20 protein-coding genes and 2 tRNA genes are annotated in these 21,616 nt (G+C 62.1%); 7 read left to right on the plus strand and 15 right to left on the minus strand.

Annotated features, from left to right (window positions below; genetic code table 11):
- Nucleotides 1-253: 253 nt before the first annotated feature.
- On the minus strand, nucleotides 254-2,440 hold the full coding sequence (locus BSG09_RS11420) for an elongation factor EF-2 (protein WP_092933210.1): 2,187 nt from the start codon (nucleotides 2,438-2,440) through the stop codon (nucleotides 254-256).
- Between the two features lie 265 nt (nucleotides 2,441-2,705).
- Here BSG09_RS11420 and BSG09_RS11425 point away from each other — a divergent pair, with 265 nt between their 5' ends.
- Nucleotides 2,706-3,461, plus strand: a complete 756-nt coding sequence (locus BSG09_RS11425) for a DUF5781 family protein (protein ID WP_092933212.1) — start codon at nucleotides 2,706-2,708, stop codon at nucleotides 3,459-3,461.
- 239 nt (nucleotides 3,462-3,700) lie between these two features.
- On the opposite strand, the gene BSG09_RS11430 is transcribed toward BSG09_RS11425, so the two are convergent.
- The 3 genes from BSG09_RS11430 to BSG09_RS11440 all read right to left on the minus strand — a co-directional run bounded on the left by BSG09_RS11430 (nucleotide 3,701) and on the right by BSG09_RS11440 (nucleotide 5,062).
- Nucleotides 3,701-4,309 (minus strand): 30S ribosomal protein S7, encoded by a 609-nt coding sequence (locus BSG09_RS11430; protein WP_092933214.1) that lies wholly within the window; start codon nucleotides 4,307-4,309, stop codon nucleotides 3,701-3,703.
- A 3-nt stretch (nucleotides 4,310-4,312) separates the two neighbouring features.
- On the minus strand, nucleotides 4,313-4,741 hold the full coding sequence (locus tag BSG09_RS11435) for a 30S ribosomal protein S12 (RefSeq protein WP_004267302.1): 429 nt from the start codon (nucleotides 4,739-4,741) through the stop codon (nucleotides 4,313-4,315).
- Between the two features lie 135 nt (nucleotides 4,742-4,876).
- Complete coding sequence (locus tag BSG09_RS11440) at nucleotides 4,877-5,062, minus strand: hypothetical protein (protein WP_092933216.1); 186 nt, start codon at nucleotides 5,060-5,062, stop codon at nucleotides 4,877-4,879.
- A 55-nt stretch (nucleotides 5,063-5,117) separates the two neighbouring features.
- On the opposite strand from BSG09_RS11440, the gene BSG09_RS11445 reads away from it, so the two are divergent.
- Nucleotides 5,118-5,738, plus strand: coding sequence for a Pvc16 family protein (locus tag BSG09_RS11445; protein WP_092933218.1), 621 nt, complete (start codon nucleotides 5,118-5,120; stop codon nucleotides 5,736-5,738).
- Nucleotides 5,739-5,773: 35 nt separating this feature from the next.
- Here BSG09_RS11445 and BSG09_RS11450 read toward each other — a convergent pair whose 3' ends face one another.
- Genes BSG09_RS11450 through BSG09_RS11475 form a run of 6 tightly spaced genes read right to left on the minus strand, consistent with a single transcriptional unit; the run spans nucleotide 5,774 to nucleotide 13,964 of the window.
- A complete protein-coding gene (locus BSG09_RS11450) occupies nucleotides 5,774-6,199 on the minus strand; it encodes a NusA-like transcription termination signal-binding factor (RefSeq protein ID WP_092933220.1) in 426 nt (141 codons plus the stop codon).
- 3 nt (nucleotides 6,200-6,202) lie between these two features.
- A complete protein-coding gene (gene rpoA2, locus BSG09_RS11455; RefSeq protein WP_092933222.1) occupies nucleotides 6,203-7,399 on the minus strand; it encodes a DNA-directed RNA polymerase subunit A'' in 1,197 nt (398 codons plus the stop codon).
- On the minus strand, nucleotides 7,392-10,319 hold the full coding sequence (locus BSG09_RS11460; protein ID WP_092933224.1) for a DNA-directed RNA polymerase subunit A': 2,928 nt from the start codon (nucleotides 10,317-10,319) through the stop codon (nucleotides 7,392-7,394). The genes rpoA2 and BSG09_RS11460 overlap by 8 nt, the downstream gene beginning before the upstream one ends.
- Before the next feature lie 3 nt (nucleotides 10,320-10,322).
- On the minus strand, nucleotides 10,323-12,152 hold the full coding sequence (gene rpoB, locus BSG09_RS11465) for a DNA-directed RNA polymerase subunit B (protein ID WP_092933226.1): 1,830 nt from the start codon (nucleotides 12,150-12,152) through the stop codon (nucleotides 10,323-10,325).
- Nucleotides 12,153-12,155: 3 nt separating this feature from the next.
- Nucleotides 12,156-13,736: a DNA-directed RNA polymerase subunit B'' gene (locus BSG09_RS11470; protein WP_092933228.1), complete on the minus strand. Its 1,581-nt coding sequence runs from the start codon at nucleotides 13,734-13,736 to the stop codon at nucleotides 12,156-12,158.
- Nucleotides 13,737-13,964, minus strand: coding sequence for a DNA-directed RNA polymerase subunit H (locus BSG09_RS11475; RefSeq protein ID WP_008008677.1), 228 nt, complete (start codon nucleotides 13,962-13,964; stop codon nucleotides 13,737-13,739). It lies immediately after the preceding gene.
- Nucleotides 13,965-14,278: 314 nt separating this feature from the next.
- Here BSG09_RS11475 and BSG09_RS11480 point away from each other — a divergent pair.
- Nucleotides 14,279-14,351: transfer RNA gene (locus BSG09_RS11480), tRNA-Asp, on the plus strand.
- 369 nt (nucleotides 14,352-14,720) lie between these two features.
- Nucleotides 14,721-14,793: transfer RNA gene (locus BSG09_RS11485), tRNA-Asp, on the plus strand.
- 278 nt (nucleotides 14,794-15,071) lie between these two features.
- On the opposite strand, the gene BSG09_RS11490 is transcribed toward BSG09_RS11485, so the two are convergent.
- The 3 genes from BSG09_RS11490 to BSG09_RS11500 all read right to left on the minus strand — a co-directional run bounded on the left by BSG09_RS11490 (nucleotide 15,072) and on the right by BSG09_RS11500 (nucleotide 17,877).
- Nucleotides 15,072-15,842, minus strand: coding sequence for a protein-L-isoaspartate O-methyltransferase family protein (locus BSG09_RS11490; RefSeq protein ID WP_092933230.1), 771 nt, complete (start codon nucleotides 15,840-15,842; stop codon nucleotides 15,072-15,074).
- Nucleotides 15,843-16,113: 271 nt separating this feature from the next.
- Nucleotides 16,114-16,767: an HVO_0476 family zinc finger protein gene (locus BSG09_RS11495; protein WP_092933232.1), complete on the minus strand. Its 654-nt coding sequence runs from the start codon at nucleotides 16,765-16,767 to the stop codon at nucleotides 16,114-16,116.
- Nucleotides 16,768-16,920: 153 nt separating this feature from the next.
- Entirely contained in the window at nucleotides 16,921-17,877 is a 957-nt protein-coding gene (locus BSG09_RS11500) for an aminopeptidase (RefSeq protein ID WP_092933234.1), read from the minus strand.
- Between the two features lie 260 nt (nucleotides 17,878-18,137).
- On the opposite strand from BSG09_RS11500, the gene BSG09_RS11505 reads away from it, so the two are divergent.
- Together BSG09_RS11505 and BSG09_RS11510 are read left to right on the plus strand one after the other, a co-directional pair.
- Nucleotides 18,138-19,151, plus strand: coding sequence for a type II glyceraldehyde-3-phosphate dehydrogenase (locus tag BSG09_RS11505; RefSeq protein WP_092933236.1), 1,014 nt, complete (start codon nucleotides 18,138-18,140; stop codon nucleotides 19,149-19,151).
- Nucleotides 19,152-19,231: 80 nt separating this feature from the next.
- Nucleotides 19,232-19,633 carry an Hsp20/alpha crystallin family protein gene (locus BSG09_RS11510; RefSeq protein WP_092933238.1) on the plus strand — a complete coding sequence of 134 codons (402 nt, stop codon included), beginning with the start codon at nucleotides 19,232-19,234 and terminating at the stop codon, nucleotides 19,631-19,633.
- A gap of 41 nt (nucleotides 19,634-19,674) precedes the next feature.
- Here the strand turns inward: BSG09_RS11510 and BSG09_RS11515 are convergent, their stop codons facing one another.
- Nucleotides 19,675-20,547 (minus strand): ATP-grasp domain-containing protein, encoded by an 873-nt coding sequence (locus BSG09_RS11515; protein WP_092933240.1) that lies wholly within the window; start codon nucleotides 20,545-20,547, stop codon nucleotides 19,675-19,677.
- Between the two features lie 65 nt (nucleotides 20,548-20,612).
- On the opposite strand from BSG09_RS11515, the gene BSG09_RS20830 reads away from it, so the two are divergent.
- A complete protein-coding gene (locus BSG09_RS20830; protein WP_175542193.1) occupies nucleotides 20,613-20,756 on the plus strand; it encodes a hypothetical protein in 144 nt (47 codons plus the stop codon).
- A 154-nt stretch (nucleotides 20,757-20,910) separates the two neighbouring features.
- On the opposite strand, the gene BSG09_RS11520 is transcribed toward BSG09_RS20830, so the two are convergent.
- On the minus strand, nucleotides 20,911-21,441 hold the full coding sequence (locus BSG09_RS11520; RefSeq protein WP_092933242.1) for a 50S ribosomal protein L16: 531 nt from the start codon (nucleotides 21,439-21,441) through the stop codon (nucleotides 20,911-20,913).
- Nucleotides 21,442-21,616 lie beyond the last annotated feature (175 nt).

Raw genomic sequence — 21,616 nt, forward strand, 5'->3', positions numbered from 1 at the left:
CGTCGGTAACTCGTTTCCGAGCGCTTCTCGAGCGAGTTTCAATCATTCCGCTGCGCTTTACGCTTCTTCAGTTTCACCCGCGGCAGAATTGCCTCGAGTGTACCGCGAGCGTCGAAGACGCAAGTGGCTTCCTCGTGAACGCAGTGAACGAGGGCTTGGAAGAGCGTAGCTCTTCCAGTGTTTTTTGGTCGAGATTTTTGGCCGGGTTCGAGCGCGGCCGCAGGCCGTTCGAGGACCCGGTTAAAAAAGGTCGTTAGATGTAGTCGATGCTTGGCGGCAGTTCGAGCTTCATGCCCTTGCGCTCTCGGATCTCCATGATCTTCTCACGCTGGAGGGAGTCAGACATGAACTCGAAGCCGGCGTTTTCGGTGTTCCAGGAGGCACGACCCTCGGTCGCAGAGCGGATGTCGCTCGCGAAGCCGATCATCTCGTCGACAGGTGCGATACCCTCGACGACCATGAGGTCACCTTCCTGGTACATGTCGTCGACGCGGCCACGGCGACCCTGAATCTCGCCGGAGGCAGCGCCCATGTGGTCGTTTGGCACGTCGATACGAACGTCCTGCATCGGCTCCATCATCTTGATCTGGCCGTCGATCAGCGACTTGTGGACAGCCTCGCGGGTTGCGGGGATGACCTGTGCCGGGCCACGGTGGATGGTGTCCTCGTGGAGCTTGGCGTCGTGCAGACGGATGAGCGTCCCCTGGACCGGCTCGTTGGCGAGCGGACCGTTGTCGAGGGCTTCCTCGAGTCCCTCGATGAACAGCTCCATCGTCTCGTTCAGGTGCTGGATACCTTTCGTCTGGTCGAGCAGGATGTTCGTGCCGTGGATGTGCTCGACGACTTGGGAGTCTTCTTTGTCCATGCCGGCTTCCTGAAGCGATTCACGGCGCTCGAGTTCGGGCATGTTCATCGACGCCTCTCCCATCCGGATCGTCTCGACGATCTCCTCGCTGAGCGGCTCGACGGAGATGTAGAAGCGGTTGTGACGGTTTGGCGAGATGCCTTCAACCTCGTCGCTTGCACGGTCGATGGCCTCGCGGTAGACGACGATTGGCTCACCGGTGTTGACCGGGATGCCCTGGTTCTTTTCGATACGCTGGGTGATGACCTCGAGGTGGAGTTCACCCTGTCCGGAGATCAGGTGCTCGCCAGTGTCCTCGTTGATCGTAATCTGGATCGTTGGGTCCTCTTTCGAGACCTGTCGGAGCGTCTCGATGAGTTTGGGGAGGTCGTCCATCGTCTGGGCCTCCACGCTCTTCGTAATGACCGGCTCCGAGATGTGTTCGATCGACTCGAAGGGCGTCATCTCGACGCTCGAGACGGTCGAACCGGCGATCGCGTCACGCAGGCCGGTGACGGCCGCGATGTTCCCTGCAGGAACGTGATCGACTTCCTCGCGTTCGCCACCCATGTAGATACCGACGCTCTGGACGCGGTTCTTGCCCGCGGTGCCCGAGACATACAACTCCTGGCCCTTCTCGAGGGAGCCCGAGAAGACACGACCGGAGGCGACTTCGCCGGCGTGTGGGTCCATCGCGATGTCGGTGACCATGAAGACGACGTCGCCGTTCTCGTCGACAAGGCGCATCTCCTCGGCGAGGTCGGATTCGTCGTCACCACGCCAGATGCGTGGGATACGGCGGGGCTGAGCGTCGACAGGGTTCGGGAAGTGCTCACAGACCATGTCGAGGACGACGTCCGACAGGGGCGTGCGCTCGTGGAGTTCCTGGCGCTTGTCGTTGCGCTCGAGGTCCATGATGTCGCCGAAGTCCATGCCGGTGCGCTGCATCGAGGGCATCGAGACACCCCACTTGTACAGTGCGGAGCCGAAGCCGACGGTGCCGTCTTCGACGGAGACAGTCCAGTCGTCGATGTCGTCCATGTCCTCGGTCATCCCACGGATGAGTTCGTTGACGTCCTGGATGACGGCGAGGAGTCGCTTCTGCATCTCTTCGGGACCTTCCTGCAGCTCGGAGATGAGGCGGTCGACCTTGTTGATGAACAGGGTCGGCTTGACACCCTCACGAAGCGCCTGACGGAGCACCGTCTCGGTCTGGGGCATTGCCCCTTCGACGGCGTCAACAACGACGAGCGCACCGTCGACGGCACGCATCGCACGCGTCACGTCGCCACCGAAGTCAACGTGGCCCGGCGTGTCGATGAGGTTGATGAGGTGGTTCGTGCCCTCATACTCGTGGGTCATCGAAACGTTTGCTGCGTCGATGGTGATCCCACGTTCCTGTTCGTCTTCTTCCGTGTCCATCGCGAGCTGTTCGCCGGCAGTCTCGTCGGAGATCATACCGGCACCAGCGAGGAGGTTGTCAGAAAGGGTCGTTTTACCGTGGTCGACGTGAGCGGCGATGGCGATGTTCCGGATGTTCTCCGGTTCGTCCATCAGCCGTTCACACTCTTGGACGATCTTTTTGCGTCGGCCCATATACACCCTGTTACCGCCAGCGGGGTCAAAAGGGTAGTGTTTCGTCGCCGCCGAAATCCGTCGTATTTCACGGTTCGAGCGCCGGAATGTCCAATTTGCGTGAGTGAATGCCACGCAGTTTGAGGATGAACGGCGGTCGGGCGTACTGGAGTGGACACCACACCCGTCGCGGTTGCTCGTTTATTTCGTGGCCCAAGTTACCCCCGTTCGAAACGTGACGGGAGCCGTCACTGTAATAGCGCTGGATCCCTTGGTACGTACAAGCATGGATGTACGTGTCCAGGGGGCTGGTCCGACCGCGCCGTTTCTCAGTGCCCAAGACCTCTTCGAGACCGAACACGACCTCTCGCTGCCGGTCTACGTTCACCTCCGGGACGATCCCGACGAACGGACCTGGGCTGCCCACTACGACGACCGCCACGTGCTCAACATCTCACAACAGGCTGCCTCGTCGGCGATGGCCCGCGAACTCGCCCTCCACGAGTTCGCCCACATGGTCCGCCACGAACAGCAACATCCATCTCACACCCAGTCAACCGAAGAAGTCCTCTATCTTGCACTGGCCGGCAAACGCGTCGAACGGCGCAAACTCTCTCACTGTTACCAGATCGCAAACCACATGAAAGACATCTACGCCGACGACATCACGCTCTCGGTCGGCCCCGGCGAAAAACTGCTTTCCTTTCTCGAGTCGAGTCTCGCCGCGGCGGTCATCGACCGACCCGAGACGCCACCACGGCCCGGTCTCGAGCGACTTTCACCGAGTGCCGATCCCGAGATTACAGCGGTCAACGCAGCCTTCGCACTCGCACTCGCGGAACGACACGACCTCGTCAACGGTGAACACCGACTCTACGATCTCGCGCATGTGGCCGCGATGGACGCACCAGAAATCGATTTCCAGGAGTTCAAACGTCGCTTTCGGGAACTCGCGCGAGAGCCAGACACGAGTACCTACCGACAGGTGCTCGTCGACGCGACACGATCGTACACCAGCAGCGAGCGTCTCGCCGCGGACTGAGACGGTCTACTGTCAGACGGACTCCTGTCAGTCAGCGCTGGTGGGACCGCAAGACGGTCACGTGTATACTGGCACCTAGTGACTGGAAACCGATGGGGCCGCGCATCGACCGGGTGGGGCAGCAACGATGGCGCTGATAGCTCGGGGTGGCGCTCGAAACCCCGGGAGTAACAGCGACAAGATCACGTCGAGAGACAGCAAAACGAGAACACCGTCGAAAACGGACTCGACGGATCGCGTTAGCGTGCGGCTGCCGCGACGCGCTCTTTTTCTTCTTTCTGGCTAACCGCGTAGGTCTGGACGTCGTAGTTGGCCGCGCCGATAAGCTGGCTAGCGATGGCCTCTTCGACGGGCGTCGCCGTCTTGAACGAGTCGTTGTAGACTCCCTCGGAGAGGAACTTCAGGGCCTGGTCGACACGACGCTGGGGGGCGACGTCAACGGCCTTCGGGACCGAGATCCCACCGTATTTCAGGCGGACAGTCTCCTCTCGTGGGGCCGCATTCTCGACGGCCGTCACGAGCACCTGAATCGGGTTGTCTTCGGTGCGCTCGTGAATGAGGTCGAACGCATCACGGACGTAGTTGAGCGTCTGCTGTTTCTTGCCCGTGTTCTCCTCGGTCTGCATCAAGCGGTTGATGAAGCGCTCGACGATCGAGATTTCGGACTTCTTGAACTGCTTGCTGGCGTGGCGACCCGCGGTGTGAGCGACGGGCGAAACCGTGATGTAGCGCTCTGTCGAGGGGTCGGCGTATTCGATTTCGCCGATTTCCCACTCACCGAAAAGCTGTGCCGAGACGTCTGCACCGCCTGCCGGCGCGTCCGGGTCCGGTTGATCTTCTGCAGCCATGGTTTATCGCACCGGTTTCTCCGCGTTCCCGCGAACGAGTTCCTTCAGCGCGACACCGTTGACCTTGTCAACTTTGTAGTTGACACCCGAAAGGTCACCCATCGCACGACCCTTTGCCCCACCGATACCGGCGATGGTGACTTCGTCGTGTTCGTCGATGAAGCTGATTGCACCGTCACCGGGACAGAACGCGGTGACCTGCTTGCCGTTTTTGATTAGCTGGACTCGGACGCACTTTCGGATCGCCGAGTTAGGCTGCTTTGCCTCAATACCGACCTTTTCGAGTACGATACCGCGAGCCTGGGGCGCTCCCTCGAGGGGGTCGGACTTCTCGCGAAGTCCACGGGCGCGGCGCGCGTAGTCAGAGTCGGACCACCGCTGGTTCTGGCGGTCCTTCTTGAGCTTGCGCGCGGCATATTTGCCGTTTGCCATAGTACCCGTCGCTATCCGTTGAAGCCACTTAAGCGACCCGTTTCGAATCAGCGAGACGGCTCGAGATCGCTTTAGATACATCGCTCGCCGAATCTGCGGCCGTTTCGACGACTCGAGTTACGGACGGAGCACGGGTTAGCGACGCTCGGCAGGCGAGAGGTTTCCGAACGCCGAGTGCTCGATCGACGGTTCGATCCGTGTCATGAGCATCTGCGGGAGCCAACCGACCGAGAAGTGAAAGAGCGGCTCGACCAGAAGCACCGCGCTGGATACGAACGGGAACGGCCGATCGCCGAGTTGCTTTGCTTTGCGTATCGACACAAAAATTAGGGTTGTGGTTAATAGATATAAGTGCTGACTCAATACCCATTATCTAATGACATATAGCGCCATTGCCGACGTCAGCAACGTGTTACTCGAGCTCCTGAAGGCAAACGCTGGCGAGCGGAGCCCCATCGATTCGAATCGGATCGAAGTGGCCTCCCCTGCCGATGTCGACTCCCTCTCGAGCGTCGATATCACGCTGTATCCGTATCAGATCGAAACGGACACGGCGATGGGATCGGGCAGCCGAACGATCTCCGGGACGGCGCGACAGGACCGGCCGCTGGCGCTTTCAGTACGCTATCTCGTGACCGCATACGCTGTCGGCGACGGGAGTGACGACGGCGAGAAGCAGACGAACCCCTTCAAACGCCAACAGCGTCTCGGCGCAGCCCTCCAGCTGTTTCACGACAATAGTCGGATCGAGCCGGCCGACGCTCCCGCCCCGCTCGGCCAGGAGCAACCGCTTTCGATTTCGATCGTCGACGAACCAGTCGAGGAGCTACTGTCACTGTGGTCACAGCTTTCCGACGTGAGCCACCAGCCGTCGGCGACGATCGAGGTGAGTCCAGTGGTGATCCAGTCGCTGAACGAATCGGAGTTTACCCGCGTTGAAGAACACGAGACGACGGTTGGCCGGCGGTCGGAGACGTCCGATCAACACGCAAAATGAGTGGACTCTGTGGGCCGACGGACCCGGGCGCGTGCCTACAATAACTGCACGTCGTCGATGTCGAAGTGGCGCTTCGCGAGGGTGCGGGCGGCCTCGATCGTCCGCCCGTTGGTTCCGATCGCGACCCCGTGGTCGGCTTCGGCGACTTCAACGTAGGCGACGGTGTCGTTGTTCTCGCTGATCGTGACGTTGTAGACGGCTGCCGGCGCGAGCGCGTTCGCGACGAACGTCTCGGGATCGGCCGCGTCTTCGACGAGGCGAACCTGCGCGTCGACCCGATCCTCGAACCGCTGGATCGTTCGGCCGTCAGGGCCGATCGCCTCGCCCATGCCACCGCGTTCGACGACGATCAGGAGACGGTCGCCGCCGTCAGTGACGAGACAGTCGCGGCCGGCGACACCGGTGACGTCCTCGAAGGCAGCGAGATACTGCCGGGCGTCGTCGGCGAGCGTAACCCCCATCGATCAGTCGGCCTGACTGCTCCCGGAGGTAGTCGACCCCATCCGGAGGTCGACGTCGCCGGTTCCGAGTTTGATCGGCTTCCCAACGATGACGTTCTCCGTCACGCCGTCTAACTCGTCGATCTCGCCGTGGATCGCAGCGTTGAGCAGGTGGTTGACCGTCACCTCGAACGCCGCACGAGCGAGCACCGAATCCTTCGATCCCGAGATGCCGTGGCGACCGATCGACTCGATCTCACCGCGGTTGGTCATCATGTCCGCGACGAGCATCAGGTGGCGGACGTTGACGTCGTCAAGCCCCTGCTCTGCCAGCGTGTTGTTCGTCTCCTCGATGATCGCTTCGCGGGCCGCCTCGATACCGAGGTTGCGCCGGATCTCGTGGATGTTGTTACACGTCGTCCGCGAGGCGTCGACGCCTTCGATCTCCAAGACGTCGCCGAAGGCCGACCCCTCGGTGTAGAGGACGAATTCTTCGCTGCCGTCGTCCATCTCCTCACGTCGGATGACGACCCGGGAGATGTCCTCGATGCCCTTAAACGTGATATCGCGCAGCTCCTCGACGAGCTGGAGGAGATCCCGATACGAGGGTTCTTCCGGCCCGAACTCGATCTGGGTTCCTTGCTGGATCGTCTTGACACCCAGCGAATCCTCGATGATCTCCGCGACTTCCTCGGGCGTAATCAGCCGCTCTTTCAAGGTGTCTTCGTTGAGCGAGATCTGGACGCGCATGTCCGCGACGTTCGTCGAGACGTCACCCAGCGCGAGGATCTTGGTGGCTTCGATCTTCCAGACGACCTCGTGGGCGCGTTCGCGCTCGGTAGCGTAGTCGCCCTCGAGGTAGGCGGTCATCATCGGCGTGTCCGGCGTCTTCCGGGCGTCGACGAGCTCGATGAGGCGGGGTAGCCCCTGGGTCACGTCGATCTCTGCAACCCCCGCGTAGTGGAACGTGTTCATCGTCAGCTGAGTCCCGGGTTCGCCGATCGACTGGGCGCTCACAGTACCGACGGGGTCGAGCGGATCGACGCGGGTGTCGAGATAGCGGGTCTCGACGGCCTTCGCGAGTTCGTCGGCGTCTTCGACCGTCGCGTCCTCGCGGGCCTCGAGCGTCTCGTAGACCTCGTCTTTGAGTCGCCGTGGCAGATCGGTGTCCTCGACGACCGCGATAGTGTCGTCGTCAACGTCGTAGTCGACTTCAGTCATCGGAGGTCACCTCCGTGCCCTCGGCAAGGCGATCGTCTGCGTGTTCCGAGAGGTTGGTCGGCCGCGGCCGCGAGCCGAGGAATTCCTGTTTTTCGGCTTCGGACTCGAACTCGGAGTCGAGCACGCGGCTGGCGATCTGGTCGACGTCGATGTTGTTCTCCTCGCCAGAGGAGACCTTGACGGGCGAGGTGCCGTCCTCACCGAACTCGAACTGGACGATCGTGTCCGAGGTGTCCCGGACGGTGCCGTCGTATTGGGTCTCGAGCTCGGAGAGGGCGTTGATCAGCCGCCGCTGCAGGTACCCGGACTTGGAGGTTCGGACTGCAGTGTCGACCAGCCCCTCGCGGCCACCCATCGCGTGGAAGAAGAACTCCCGTGGGGTCAGGCCGCTGGTGTAGGAGTTCTCGACGAAGCCGTGAGCCTCCGCCGAGAGGTCGTTGGGTTCGTAGTGGCTGAGGGTTCGGTCCTCGTAGCCACGGTTGATCCGCTCGCCGCGAACTGCCTGCTGGCCGACCGCACCGGCCATCTGGGTCAGGTTGAGCATCGACCCACGTGCACCGGAATTGGCCATGACAACCGCCGGGTTGTCGTCTTCGAAGTGGTCGTCGGCGATGTTCCCGGCGTTGTCACGCGCACGGGAGAGCGTCTGCATGATCTTCATCTCGAGGGTCTCGTCGATCGTCCGACCGGGGAGGCTCTCGAGTTCGTTGCGCTCGTAGGCCTCGATCAGTTCTTCGACGCGGTCGTTGGCGTCCTCGAGGGTCTCGTCGATGCGTTCCTGGGCTTCCCCGGGGATGGTCTCGTCGTCGATCCCGATCGAGAACCCGAAGTGCATGATCGCCCGCATCGCCAGCGTCGAGACCTCGTTGACGAAGATGCGGGCACGCGTGTTGCCGTAGACCTTCGTAATCGTGTCGACGATCTCGCCGCCGAACTCGCCGACCTCGTCCTCGGCGATGGTTCCCTGGAGCAACTGGCCGTCCTCGATGACGACCTCGTCGCCGACGGTGCCGGTGAACTCGAGGTTCAGGTCGTCGGGCAGGAGTTCGGAGAAGACGTCGTAGCCAGTCCAGAACGGTTTGCCTTCGTCGTCGACGCCGCTGGGGTCGGGCAGTTCGTCGATCCGAGTGGCACGCAGCAAGTCGAGTGCCTGCGTCTCGTTGAACCGCGGGTTGTCGTGGGTCAGCAGGTACATCCCGCTGATGTGGTCCTGGATGGCTCCGATGATGTTCTCACCGAATCGCGGCGAGAGCATCTGTTCCTGCACTCGCATGAGCACGCGTGCCTCGGCGCGGGCCTCCTCGTTTTGGAGCGCGTGCATGTTCATCTCGTCGCCGTCGAAGTCGGCGTTGTACGGCGGACAGACAACGGTGTTCAGCCGGAACGTCTTGTACGGCATGACCACGACCTCGTGGGCCATGATCGACATCCGGTGGAGCGACGGCTGGCGGTTGAAGATGACGATGTCGCCGTCGATCATGTGTCGGTTGACTTCCCACCCAGCCTCGACCTTCTCGGCGAGTTGCTCGCAGTTCTTCTCGGTCACCTTCAGCCGGCGGCCGTCCGGTCGGCGAACGTAGTTCGCGCCGGGGTGGGCCTCGGGACCGTTCGAGACGAACCGACGGGCATCCTCGAGATTTCGCTCGGTGACGTTCATCGTCTGGGTCATCTCCTTGGCCACACGGTCGGGGACACCGACCTCGTTGAGCGAGAGGGTCGGGTCCGGCGAGATCACAGTACGTGCAGAGAAGTTCACACGCTTGCCGGACAGCGAGCCACGGAAGCGTCCCTCTTTCCCCTTCAGACGCTGGGAGAGGGTCTTGAGCGGCCGGCCGGAGCGGTGTCGTGCCGGCGGCGTGCCCGAGATTTCGTTGTCCATGAACGTCGTGACGTGGTACTGCAGGAGTTCCCAGAGGTCCTCGATGATCAGCTGTGGCGCACCGGCCTCACGGTTCTCCATGAACCGCTGGTTGATGCGAATGATGTCGACCAGCTTGTGGGTCAGGTCGTCCTCGGAGCGCTGGCCGTTGTCGAGCGTGATCGACGGCCGTGCAGTGACCGGCGGGACAGGGAGAACGGTGAGGATCATCCACTCTGGGCGGGAGCGCTCGGGGTTGATGCCGAGTACTTCGATGTCCTCGTCCGGAATGTTCTCGAACCAGTCCCGGATGTCGCTGGGCATCAGCTTGTTCGTGTCCTCCTCGGTGAGGTCGATGTCGAGAGCCTTCTCGATGGCCTTGCGCTGACTCTCACGTGGGCGGAACGAACCCGAGAGGATCTCGTTGACCCGGGTGAGTTCGATCTCGGTCTTTTCGGCGAGTTCGTCCGGCGTCGTTCGCTCGACGCCAGCTTCCTCGTCGCCCTGCATCGCGCCAGCGATGCGCTGGGAGTACTCGCTTGTAAGAACCTGCTGGACCTCATAGTAGGTGGTCGGCTTCTCGTGGTCGATATCGTACTGGATCTCGCCACAGAACGGACAGCGATCCTTCTTGCGTGCCTGCCGGATCGCGGCCTTGGTCACGTCGTTTAAGTCGCGACTCAGCTTTCGGGATTCATCGAGCTGGTCGCGGAACTCGTCGCGCTCGTCTTCGGTCAACAGCAGCCGGGAACACTCCCGACAGGTTCCCCGCAGCAGTCGCCGAATGAGCTTCGTGAAGCCGACGTGGATGACCGGCGCGGCCAGTTCGATGTGGCCGAAGTGGCCGTTACACGAACCCGAGTGTTTGCCGCAGGTCTTACACTCGAGGCCGGGGTCGATGACGCCCAGCCGCGGGTCCATCAGCCCCATGTCGATGGGGAACCCGTCGTCGTCGTAGGTGTCGGCCGTGATGATCTTCGTCGCGCTCATCTCCCGATACTCCTCGGGCTCCATGAGCCCGAAGGAGAGTTGCCCGATGTCTTTGGGTGTCGTATCTTGCATGGTTTAGACGGCGTCCTCCAGTTCGAGTCGCGGTGCGATACCCAGCGCTTTCATCTCGTCTAAGAGGAGCTTGAACGCGTAGCTCATCTCGATCTCGTGGATATCGGTCTCCTCGTCGCAGTTCGGACAGTAGACACGCCGTTGTTCGACGTTTTCGACCGCGCTCATGCCACAGTTTGCACAGATGTGGATGAACTCGCGGTCGGACTCGTCTAAGAGTCGTTCCTTCAGCGTCATGGCCGCCCCGTGGCCGATGAACACGTCGCGTTCCATCTCCCCGATTCGGAGGCCACCCTCGCGGGCACGACCCTCCGTCGGCTGGCGAGTCAGCACCTGCACCGGCCCGCGAGAGCGGGCGTGCAGTTTGTTCGAGACCATGTGGTAGAGCTTCTGGTAGAAAATGACGCCGACGAAGATCTCGGCCTCGATCTTCTCGCCAGTGACGCCGGAGTACATGGTCTCCTTGCCGGCCGAATCGAAGCCGGCATCCTCGAGTCCCTCACGAAGCTCGTCTTTGTCCTCGCCGAGGAACGGCGTCCCGTCGACGCGACGGCCCTCCATCGCGCCGAGTTTGCCGCCGATCATCTCGAGAATGTGACCGACGGTCATCCGCGATGGCAGCGCGTGGGGGTTGACGACGAGGTCCGGCACCACGCCTTCCTCGGTAAAGGGCATGTCCTCCTGGGGTGCGAGGTGGCCGACGACCCCCTTCTGGCCGTGTCGTGACGCGAACTTGTCCCCGAGTTCGGGGATCCGCTCGTCGCGGACAGAGACCTTCGAGAGCTTCGAGCCGTCCTCGCCCTCCATGAGCGTGACGGTGTCGACGATTCCCGATTCACCGGAGCGCATGGTGACGGAGGTCTCACGCCGTTTCTGGGGTGAGAGACCGCCCATGTCGTCGGGCTCCTCGAGGAATCGCGGCGGCGAGGTCTTCCCGAGCAGCACGGAGTTCTCGTCGACTTTCGTCTCGGGGTTGACGAGGCCGTCCTCGTCGAGATGGGCGTAGGCTTCCTCGCCACGGGCACCGCGGACGTCCTGGCTCGGAATTTCGAAGCGGTCTTCCTGGCCGCCAGGGTAGCGGCGTTCCTCGCCCTCATACGTGCGGAAGAAGTGTGAGCGTGCGAGCGCACGCTCGACGCTGGCTTTGTTCATGACCAGCGCGTCCTCGATGTTGAACCCTTCATAGCTCATCACGGCGACGACGAAGTTCTGTGCGGCCGGCCGCTCGTCGTAGCCGATCTGCTCGGTCGTCTGGGTCTTGACCATCGAGAGCTGCGGGTAGTGCAGCAGGTGCTGGCGCGTGTCCGGCCGGATCCGGTAGTTCGCGCTGGGCAGACCGAGCGACTGCTTGATCATCCCTGCCCCCATCGTAATACGCGGCGAGGCGTTATGTTCGGGATAGGGGATCATCCCGGCACCGATCGAGAAGATCAGCGACGGGTCGATCTCGAGGTGGGTGTGTTTCTCGGTGAGATCGTCCTCGTCGACGGCAACGAGGATGTCCTCTTCTTCCTCGGCGTCGATGAACTCGATGTAGCCGTGATCGACGAGGTCCTCGAACTCGAGGTCGCCGTCTTTGAGCGCCTCGATCTCCTGTTCGGAGATGCGGGGTTCGCCGTCCTCAACGACCAGCAGCGGCCGGCGTGCGCGGCCGGCGTCGGCGTTGACGATCACTTCGCGAGTGCGCTCTTTGACCGAGACGTTGACCATCTCGGAGACGTCGCCGATGCGTCGCGCTTCGCGGATCTGTTCTGCGAGTTCGTGTGGATCTGGGTGGGTCCCCACCAGCGACCCGTTGACGTAGACTTTCGCCTCTCGTTGTTGGCTGCTCATGATTTAATCGTCCCCTGCTGCAGTCGTCCGTTCGATACCCTCGAGGCCGGGAATACCCTCGACCCCCATCGATGCTAGTTCGCGTTTGAGCTCCTGTTCGTCCTCGACGTTCTGGGAGAGCTCCATCGACTGTGCGAAGTTCTTTACTAGCCCACAGTTCGGTCCCTCCGGCGTCTCGGAGGGGCCAATGCGACCCCACTGGGTCGCGTGCAGGTCCCGCGCTTCGAAGTGTGGCTGCGAGCGCGACAGCGGGCTGCGAAGTCGGCGCAGGTGCGAAAGCACACCCATGAAGTCGGTTCGGTCGACCAGCTGAGAGACGCCGGAGCGGCCGCCGACCCAGTTGCCCGTCGCGATCGGGTGCTCGAGTCGCTCGGTCAGCACGTCCGATCGGACGACCGTGTTCACCGAGAGTTGGCGGTTGCGCATGTTGGCGCGCTCGAGCTGGTACTTGACGTCCCGGGCCAGCTTGTTCAGCGCGGTCCGGAACAGGTCTTTCATCAGGTCGCCGGAGACCTTCAGACGCTTGTTCGCGTAGTGGTCCTTGTCGTCGGATTCGCGGCGACCGAGTGCGAGTTCGAAACAGGCCTCGGCCATCCTACAGAGGTAGTGAGCCTTGTTGATGCGGACGTCTTCTTCCTCGACGCCATCCTCGTGAAGATGGGGGAGGAGATACCGGTCGATGACGTAGTTCGCGCGCTTGAGCTGGTAGTTTTTGCCCTGCCCGGAGGCAACGCGTTTGCCCAGTGCCTCGATGGCTTCTTCCTCGGTCTGGACCTCCGCTTCCTCCAGATTCTCGAGCATGTACTTGACGACCTCGGGGTCGTTCGAGACCTTGTGGACGATCTCCTCGTCCGACTCGAGACCAAGTGCACGCACGAGCGTCACGAAGTTGATCGAGCCCGACACCGAGGGGAACGAGACCTCGAGCAGGCCGTCACGCGTCCGCTCACACAGGACCAGCGCGCGGTAGCCACGGCGCTGTGAGAACGTTTTCGCGACCTGGATCTCGTCGCCGTACTTCGTGTCGTACTCGGCGAGGATCTTGTTCGGGGCGAGGTCCTCGCTGGTCATCAGCACCCGCTCGGAGCCGTTGACGATGAAGTAGCCACCGGGGTCGGCGGGGTCCTCGCCGATCTCGATGAGTTCCTCGTCGGAGAAGCCGGCGATGTTACACTTCTCGGAGCCGACCATGATCGGCATCCGACCGATCTTCGTCTCCGTCGAGTCGACGACCCGCTGGTCGCCCTCCTCGCCTTTGACGATGGACATCTCCATGAACACCGGCGCGGAGTAGGTGATGTTGCGAAGGCGGGCCTCCTGTGGGTAGAGCAGTTCTTCGGACCCGTCGGCCTCGCGAACTCGTGGCGTGACGACGCGGACGTCGCCCAGTTCGACGTGGACCGGCTCCTCGCCTTCCTTGTCGCCGATGTCCGTGTCGATCGTTGCCTTCTCGTCGACGACCTCCTGCATGCCCCGGTTGAGGAAGGCGTTAAACGAGCGGTAGTGGTGTTCGGCGATCCGTTCCTTCGAGAAGTATTCGCGCGAGATCTCTCGACGTTCGTCGCGATCTAGTTCCATTGCCATTTATTCTACCACAAGTCGGTATACCACTGCCTGATCGGTTGTTCGTGAGTCTCGGACGATTTTGATCACGTCGCCGACCTCGGCCTCGTCCGGAAGGGCAGGGTCGTTGCGCTTGATCTTCGGTAAGTCTGTACGATCGATGTTGTATTCGGAGAGCACCTCCTCGAGCGTGTCCTCCTCGAGGACGGTGTGCTCCGGAACCAGTTCGTGTTGGCTTACGTCTACCATGTGTGGGTGTGCGTGTGCGTGTCGGCTATCTGGAGAGAAGCGGCTGTCACGAGATACTACAGGCAAGTAGCGGCGGGAGGCATTTAACCGTTACTAACTCGGGGCACAAGCAGGGCTACCCGGCCAGACGAACCAGACCGGAATCGTCGATCACACTCGAATGTATCCGGTTCTCAGTTATATTCCTTATGGGTCGTGTGAGTTCATGACATGACTGTGTGTCGGAGTGGCCGATATCATGGCTCGGCGGGACGTACCATACGGCATTCGATTGAAAAGCCTTAATACTATCACCGGGAAAGAAAGCATTGCAAGCCCGGGTGGTGTAGTGGCCTATCATACGACCCTGTCACGGTCGTGACGCGGGTTCAAATCCCGCCTCGGGCGCTTTCTCGAAATTCAACGTCACGAGCAGTTGGCTTGCTACGTTGCGAGTATTCGGCTTCGAGAAATCCAGACCCTTGAGCAACTGGGTTTGTTGTCTTCCAACCAGTCGTACTCGAGCAGTATCCGGAGTGGCAATCGTTCGAGAGAAGCATGACGCGAGCTCGTTTGTGATCAGAATGTATTGCCCATCGCAGTTATGTTCAGTCACCAATAATTGCTGGGAGACATTGTGGCGTGTATACTCTCAGCATAGTTGAACAATGGTCAGTGGTCGAACTCGAGGCGGGGCATGAATTTATGTTAATAGAATAGAAAAACGAGTCGAGAACACAACTCTTAATACTATCACCGGGAAAGAAAGCATTGCAAGCCCGGGTGGTGTAGTGGCCCATCATACGACCCTGTCACGGTCGTGACGCGGGTTCAAATCCCGCCTCGGGCGCTTCTTCGATTTCTATTCCGTGAGCGACCAGCTTTGCTGTGTCGTAAACATCCGAAATCGAAGAGCGGCGAATCTGGATTCGAATCCTGCCAGTCGCGCACAGCGAACAGAGTGAGCGAGCACGTCTGGCTCTGGTTCAAATCCCGCCTCGGGCGCTTTCTCAAAATTCAACGTCGCGAGCGATAAGCTTGCTGCGTTGTGAGCATTCTGGTGTCGAAAAATCCGGCTACCACCGCTAATTAGGAAGTCGTCTTACTCACGACTGGTCTTTAGCCATGCTATCGAGTTCGAGGTTGCCGTGACTGCGTCCCGAGCGTCTCGTCCCACTCGATCCAGTCTTGTTCCCAGCCGCGACGTGATTCGGCGCGTCGCTGCGCTCGTTCGCGGTCCTCGCGGGTCATCCGGTTTCGTTCGACTGCCCCCGACTGCTCACCCTCGACGAGCAGCGGCTCGAGAGTGATGGGATCGAGTTGCTCGAGCTCACCAGCGGCCGAGATGACTGCAAGTCGCTGTCGCTGCGTGCCACGCGGGAAGACCAGCCGTCCGCCCTCGGCGAGTTGCTCGCGGAGCGCACGTGGTGGGTCGACGACGGCCGCCTCGAGGAGAATTCGGTCGAACGGCGCATACTCGGGGAGACCGTTCGCGCCGTCGCGGCAGTCGACGAGAACGCCATCGTAGCCGGCCGCCGCAAGGTTTCGGCGCGCTTCGGCAACCAGCGGGCGGGAGATGTCGACGGCGTGGACGTTGGTCTCGCCGACGATTTCGGCTGCGACGGCGGCCGTGTAGCCGACGCCGACGCCGACGATCAGCACCGTCTCGTCGCCCTCGAGTGCCAGTGCTTGCAGCAAGCGAGCGGCCGTGCTGGGCGCGAGAACACGGGTCCCAAGCGCTTCGTGCTCGCGGTCCGCGTAGGCCGTCCGTTCATCGTCGAGAAACGCGTGGCGAGAAACGTCACGCATCGCGACAGAGACGGTTTCATCCGTGAGAACGTTCTTTGGCGCGGCCTCGAGGCCGTCGACCATGTCCTCTCGCAGTACCGCGAGCTCCATACACTAGCTATCGGATCGGCGGTAATCAATGGCGCGCTTGTGCAGTCTCGGGGATCGCTTACAGTTCAACGAACCGAACATACTGTGATCGATTCGCTCACATGAGCCACCCACTCATCGCATCGACGGGCGGGATAACGGGCTTGGTACCCCGCTCGTGGCGGCTCTCGTCACTGTCGAAGACGAAACGGGATCAAAAAGCTGCTCGAGAACCGTCTTGTACCAACGGTAAATATCGCGTTCAGGGGCTCGTGGGCCCGTCGATCTGTTCTTACCAGGCCGACCAGGCGCTGCTCTGCTCGTCGTAGGCGTAGACGCGCTTGATGTCCTTCGCGAAGGCGGTATCGCCCGACTCCTCGAAGCGGTCCCGTCGGTAGCCCGACGCGTCGTCGCGGACGACGAAAGCGTCGATCTCGAACTCGTCGTCGCCGAAGCTCTCGACGTCGCCGACCTCGAACGCGTAGTCGCCGGGGACGTGGACCGTGATACTGCGACTGTCGTCTCGCGAGCCGTCCTGTGGGTGGACGGTGACGTTGACCGCCACGTTGTCGACCTCGCGGGTCCAGACGGTCTCGATCTCGTCGACGGGTGCCTCCTCGACACGTTTCTGGCCGTCGAGTTCGACGCTCGTCACGCGAACCGTCGAGAGCACTTCCTCGGTCTCGAGAATGAACTCGTCGCCGACTTCGACGGTCTCGTCTTCGGGGGCGGTGACGTTCGCGGTGAACGACTCGCCGCCCTGAGAGACGACCACGTCGAGGGTGACCTCGCGTTCGGTGTCGGGTTGGATCTTGTGGACGTGACCACACTCGCTGCAACGAACGGTCAAGGTGCCGCCGCCCGTCGTAAGTACCTCGTGGACCGTCTCGAGGTCCGGCGAGCAGGAAGGACAGGGGGTCGGAACCCGATCCGGTGTATCGCTCATAACCCAGTCTAGATGCTACGCACTGAAAAGGCGATTGAACCCGTCGTCGCCGCTGTGTCACTAGTTGTCCTGAGACGGACTCCTGTCAGTCAGTGTCGGTGGGACCGCGATCCACACTGCGGTTGCATCGGGAACTCGGTACAGCAAACCGTCTCAGGCGTCGTCCGCAACCGGCAGATCGACAGGCTCGCCGTCGACGAGGACCGTCGGCTCGCGGATGATGCCGTCGAGGTGGATCGGCGCGTCCGTCTCACCGCCGATGCCCGCATCGTCGCCAATCGCGATATGAACCGTACCGCCAGCTTTCTCGTCTAGCAGGACCGAGCCGACGAGTTCTGTGACAGCGACGTTAGTTCCGATACCCAGTTCCGCGAGGTTGTAGGCGGCGTCGCCGACCTCGTCTGCCGCGTTCGCGACCGTCTCGCGGATCTCGTCGTCCGAGATGTGGGTGACGAGGCCGTCCTCGACCTCGAAGGTGAGCCGGTTGCCCTCCTCGAGCAACCCGTGGGGACGCATCGTCCCGTCGACGACGAACGTGCCATCCGCGGTCGTGGGACTGATGAACACCTCGCCGGCCGGCAGGTTCGACATCTCACCGGGCTCGTGGACGATTCCGGTGTCGGCCAGCCATTCGCGGTCACCGACGCCGAAGGTGATGTCAGTGCCGGCGTCGGTCGTAACACGGATCTCGTCGGCCCCGGCGACTTGCTTGCGGACCGCCTCGCAGTGAGCGGCGATCGAATCGTAATCGGCGTCGAGCCCGGTCGTGAAAACGTCCTCGGTGATGCCGGGCAGCGTCGCGACCCGCGCCCCGGCCTCGTTGGCGTCCGTTCGAGCGCGGGTGTGGCTCAGGCTCTTGGTCGTCGGCGCGAGCACGACGTCGGCACCGGCCATCGCTTCCGCCACCGGTTTGGGGGGCTCACTGCCGTGTGTTTCACCGGGCGGATACCGGACGATCACGGTGTCGTCGGTGATCTCACTCGCGACCTCGTAGAGCGCTTCCCCGATCGGAACCCGTTCGTCGTCAGTGATGATCGCACACGACTCTCCCGCTTCGAGTCCCAGACACTGGCGGACGGCCGTCTCCGCCGCGGCGCGAAGTGCTGTCATAGAGGAGTGTGTGGCGAGCGGGCCGATATGTCTTGTCCTCATACGGGCTGCTGTCCCGCTGTCTTGGAGGGACGGCAGCGCGGTCGTGGCCAGCCGGTACTGACTGACGATCGCCCGTCTCAATCGCGCTCGCGGCGTCTCGAGCAGTGTGAACGGCTCCCGAGATCGGCCTCGAGAGGGATTGAGAACTTCGATTCGAGTAAGAATCGACCGCGAGTCCTCGAAACGATTATCCCGCTCGGTGGTCCACTCCCGGATACATGCTACAGGTCGCCATCAACGGCTACGGTACGATCGGCAAACGCGTCGCGGACGCCGTCCGCCAGCAACCCGACATGGAGGTACTCGGCGTCGCGAAGACGCGTCCGAACTTCGAGGCCGAAACAGCGATCGACAAGGGATTCTCGCTCTATGCAGCCGTCGAGGAGCGCGAACACCTGTTTGACGAGGCTGGCCTCGAGATCGCAGGGCCAGTCGAGGACCTCGTCGACGAGGCCGACGTCGTCGTCGACGCGACGCCGTCGGGAATCGGGGCCCAGAACAAGGAACTGTACGAAGAATACGACACCCCAGCACTCTATCAGGGTGGCGAGGACGCTGACCTCGTCGACGTGAGTTTCAACGCACGCTCGAACTTCGCCGAGGCCGCCGACGCCGATCACGTCCGCGTCGTCTCCTGTAACACGACCGGGCTCTCGCGGGTCATCGCGCCGCTGCGGGAGGCCTACGGCGTCGAGAAGGTCCGCGCAACGCTGGTCCGGCGTGGCGGCGACCCCGGCCAGACCGACCGCGGCCCGATCAACGACATCCTGCCGAACCCGGTCACGATCCCCTCCCACCACGGCCCCGACGTCGAGACCATCTTCGACGACCTCGATATCGACACGCTCGGGATGAAGGTACCCGCGACGCAGATGCACATGCACAGCTTAAACATCTCGCTCGAGGAGGAGGTCGACGCCGACGACGTCCGCGAGCTGTTCGCCGACGAATCGCGGCTGTTCCTGATCCCCGAACGGATGAACATCGACGGCAGCGGCAAACTCAAGGAATACGCACTCGACGCCGGTCGGCCCCGCGGCGACCTCTGGGAGAACTGCATCTGGGAAGAGTCGATCTCGACCGTCGGGAACGACCTGTATCTCTTCCAGGGCATCCACCAGGAAAGCGACGTCGTCCCCGAGAACGTCGACGCGATCCGTGCCGTTACCGGCAGCGCCGACGCCGAAGAGAGCATCGAGAAGACCAACGAGACGCTCGGCGTCGGACTATAGACGCCGTTTGCTCTCGAATCAACGGACAGAGTTATAGTAACGACAGAAAGTTTTTGCCATCCGATACCCTAGGCAACCCCATGCGCCGAGACGACCGCGACGAACCCTTCGACGACCTGTTTCGCGAGATCGAACGAATGATGAACGAAATGATGAACAGCACGAACGCCAACATGGATTTCGACTCCACGCGAGACCCTGACAGCGGCTTCGGCATGGACACCCACGTCGACATCCACGAGACCGACGAAGAAATCCGCGTCGTCGCCGACCTGCCAGGCGTCGAAAAAGACAACATCGACCTCGAGTGTGACGGCAAGACCCTGACCATCTCCGCCGAAAGCGAACACCGCCAGTACGACGAACGCGTCTCCCTGCCGACCCGCGTCAACGAACACACCGCTGCCGCGACCTACAACAACGGCGTCCTCGAGGTCGTCTTCGATCGCGCGGAGAGCTCCTCGGATATCAGCCTCGAGTAACCGGGCCGTCGCGGTCGCCACCTTCGATTTGAGTTTCGGTTTCAGTCGCGAGCAGTGGCGTTGCGAATCGCGGCCGCGAGCCGGTCGTAAAACCCCGCGCCGTACTTCGTTTCCTCGTCGATCGTCGGCCGGGCGTTCGTCTCGTTGACAACCAGCCGATCGTCCGTCTCGAGCAGATCGACGCCCAGAAACGGAATCTCGAGTTCGGCAGCAACTGATTCGGCGAGCTCGCGCCAGGACTCGGGGAGCTCGACACCGGTCGCGGTCGCCCCGCGGTGAACGTTGTGTTTCCACTGCCCCTCACTTACTGCCTCGTCGGGCAGCCGGCGCTCGACTGCGCCGACGTACTCACCCTCGAGGACCATCACGCGATAGTCAGTCGCGTCGGGCAGATATTCCTGAACCAGAAACGACCGATCGCCGGTCGCCCGATAATCGTGGACCAGCGAGAGGTAATCACAGATCCCCAGAAAGGAATCGAGGTCGTGGGCCTTCGCGACGCCGACACCTCGCGTCGTCGAGTTCGGCTTGACCACGACCGGTGGCTCGAAGCGCTCGAAGACCTCGATCAGTTCGGTCTCCGGGACGTCGTTCGAGACGTAAACGGAGTCAGGAACGGGGAGACCGACTCGCTCGAGTCGGGCCAGCACCTCGGCTTTGTTCCGCGAGGTCATCACCGTCTCGTGATCGTTGAGCCACGGGATCTCGAGCAACGCGTCGGCGACCCCGCCTTCCATGAGGCGACCGGGATAGACGAAGCCGACGTCGTAGTCGTCGGGGTCCCACGGCGGGTCGCCGATCGCAACCGTACGCTCGCGCACGGGCACGTGGTGAACATGTATCCCCCGGTCGGCCAGCGGCTCACGCATCCGCCCGAACGTCTCCTGGTCGTTGGCGACCGCGAGATCGATCATAGACAGTAGTCAGGAACAAACGGGTAAAAAGGTGCCCGAGACCGGGATTCCGAACATGAGATGCGGTGGCCGGGAGTGCGGCTCGAGCACCGCGAGAGACGCACGACGCGGGGGAGGGCAGGCGGTTCACCGATACTGACCGCGAGCGAACGAAAGCGCGGCGCTACGCGCCGCGGAAAGACGAACGGCCGACGGCCGTGAGTCAGTGAGCGAGCGGGCCGACGACTGATGTGACCGAGTGACCATCGGGAGCGAGGGAACGGAAGGAGGAGTGCTTTTGGTCCAGCTTTTACCGAGTGACAGCGCGTCGTGCAGCAGCAACGCTGCTGTCGACGCGAAACGAACGCAGTGTAAAAGGTGGTTTTACGCGATCAGCTTCTCTTCGCCCTTCTCGACGACGACACGGCACGGCGGCGAGATCTTGTTGTAGGCACGCCGGAGCGCGTCCTTGGCGAAGTCGGCGTCGTCGACGTCACACCAGATCGTGAAGATGCGCTCGCCAGCGTCGATGCGGGCTGCGGTGCCGACGATCTTCCCGAATGCCTGGCGCATCCCGTCGGAAACACGGTCTGCACCCGCACCCGTCGCCTGCTTGTTCTCCCGGATGACGTGGTGGGGGAACTTGCGAAGGATCATCGTGTAGTTGCCCTCGCCGGCGTTTTTGAGCATATGACGGTTCGCGGAGAGGCGCGACGCCTCGAGGCTCCCGTGGCGGAGCTGGACCTCTTCTTCGGTGACGAGGCTGATCTGGACAGGGTAGTCGTCGGCGTCCGCCGAGGTGTCGCCCATCTTGTGCTGTGCGATCTTCGAGCCCGGGATGCCAGTGATGTATTCGCGGCGCGTATAGGCCGGCTTACTGATCTCCCGGTACATGGAGGCAGGCTTGTCTGACATGGTTGTGGTTACTTGTGAAAACGGACGCCCACCGCGCGGATAAAGGCTTCGAAGCGCCGCGTCGGCCGTTCCGGGAGACTGTCCGCGCGTCATACGCCCGGACAGAACGATGTGAAGATCGGTCGCTCTACCGTGGCCGTCACCGGTGGAGCCGGCCGCGAATTCACGACCGGCT

The organism is Natrinema hispanicum (assembly GCF_900111485.1).
GTDB classification, from domain to species: domain Archaea; phylum Halobacteriota; class Halobacteria; order Halobacteriales; family Natrialbaceae; genus Natrinema; species Natrinema hispanicum_A.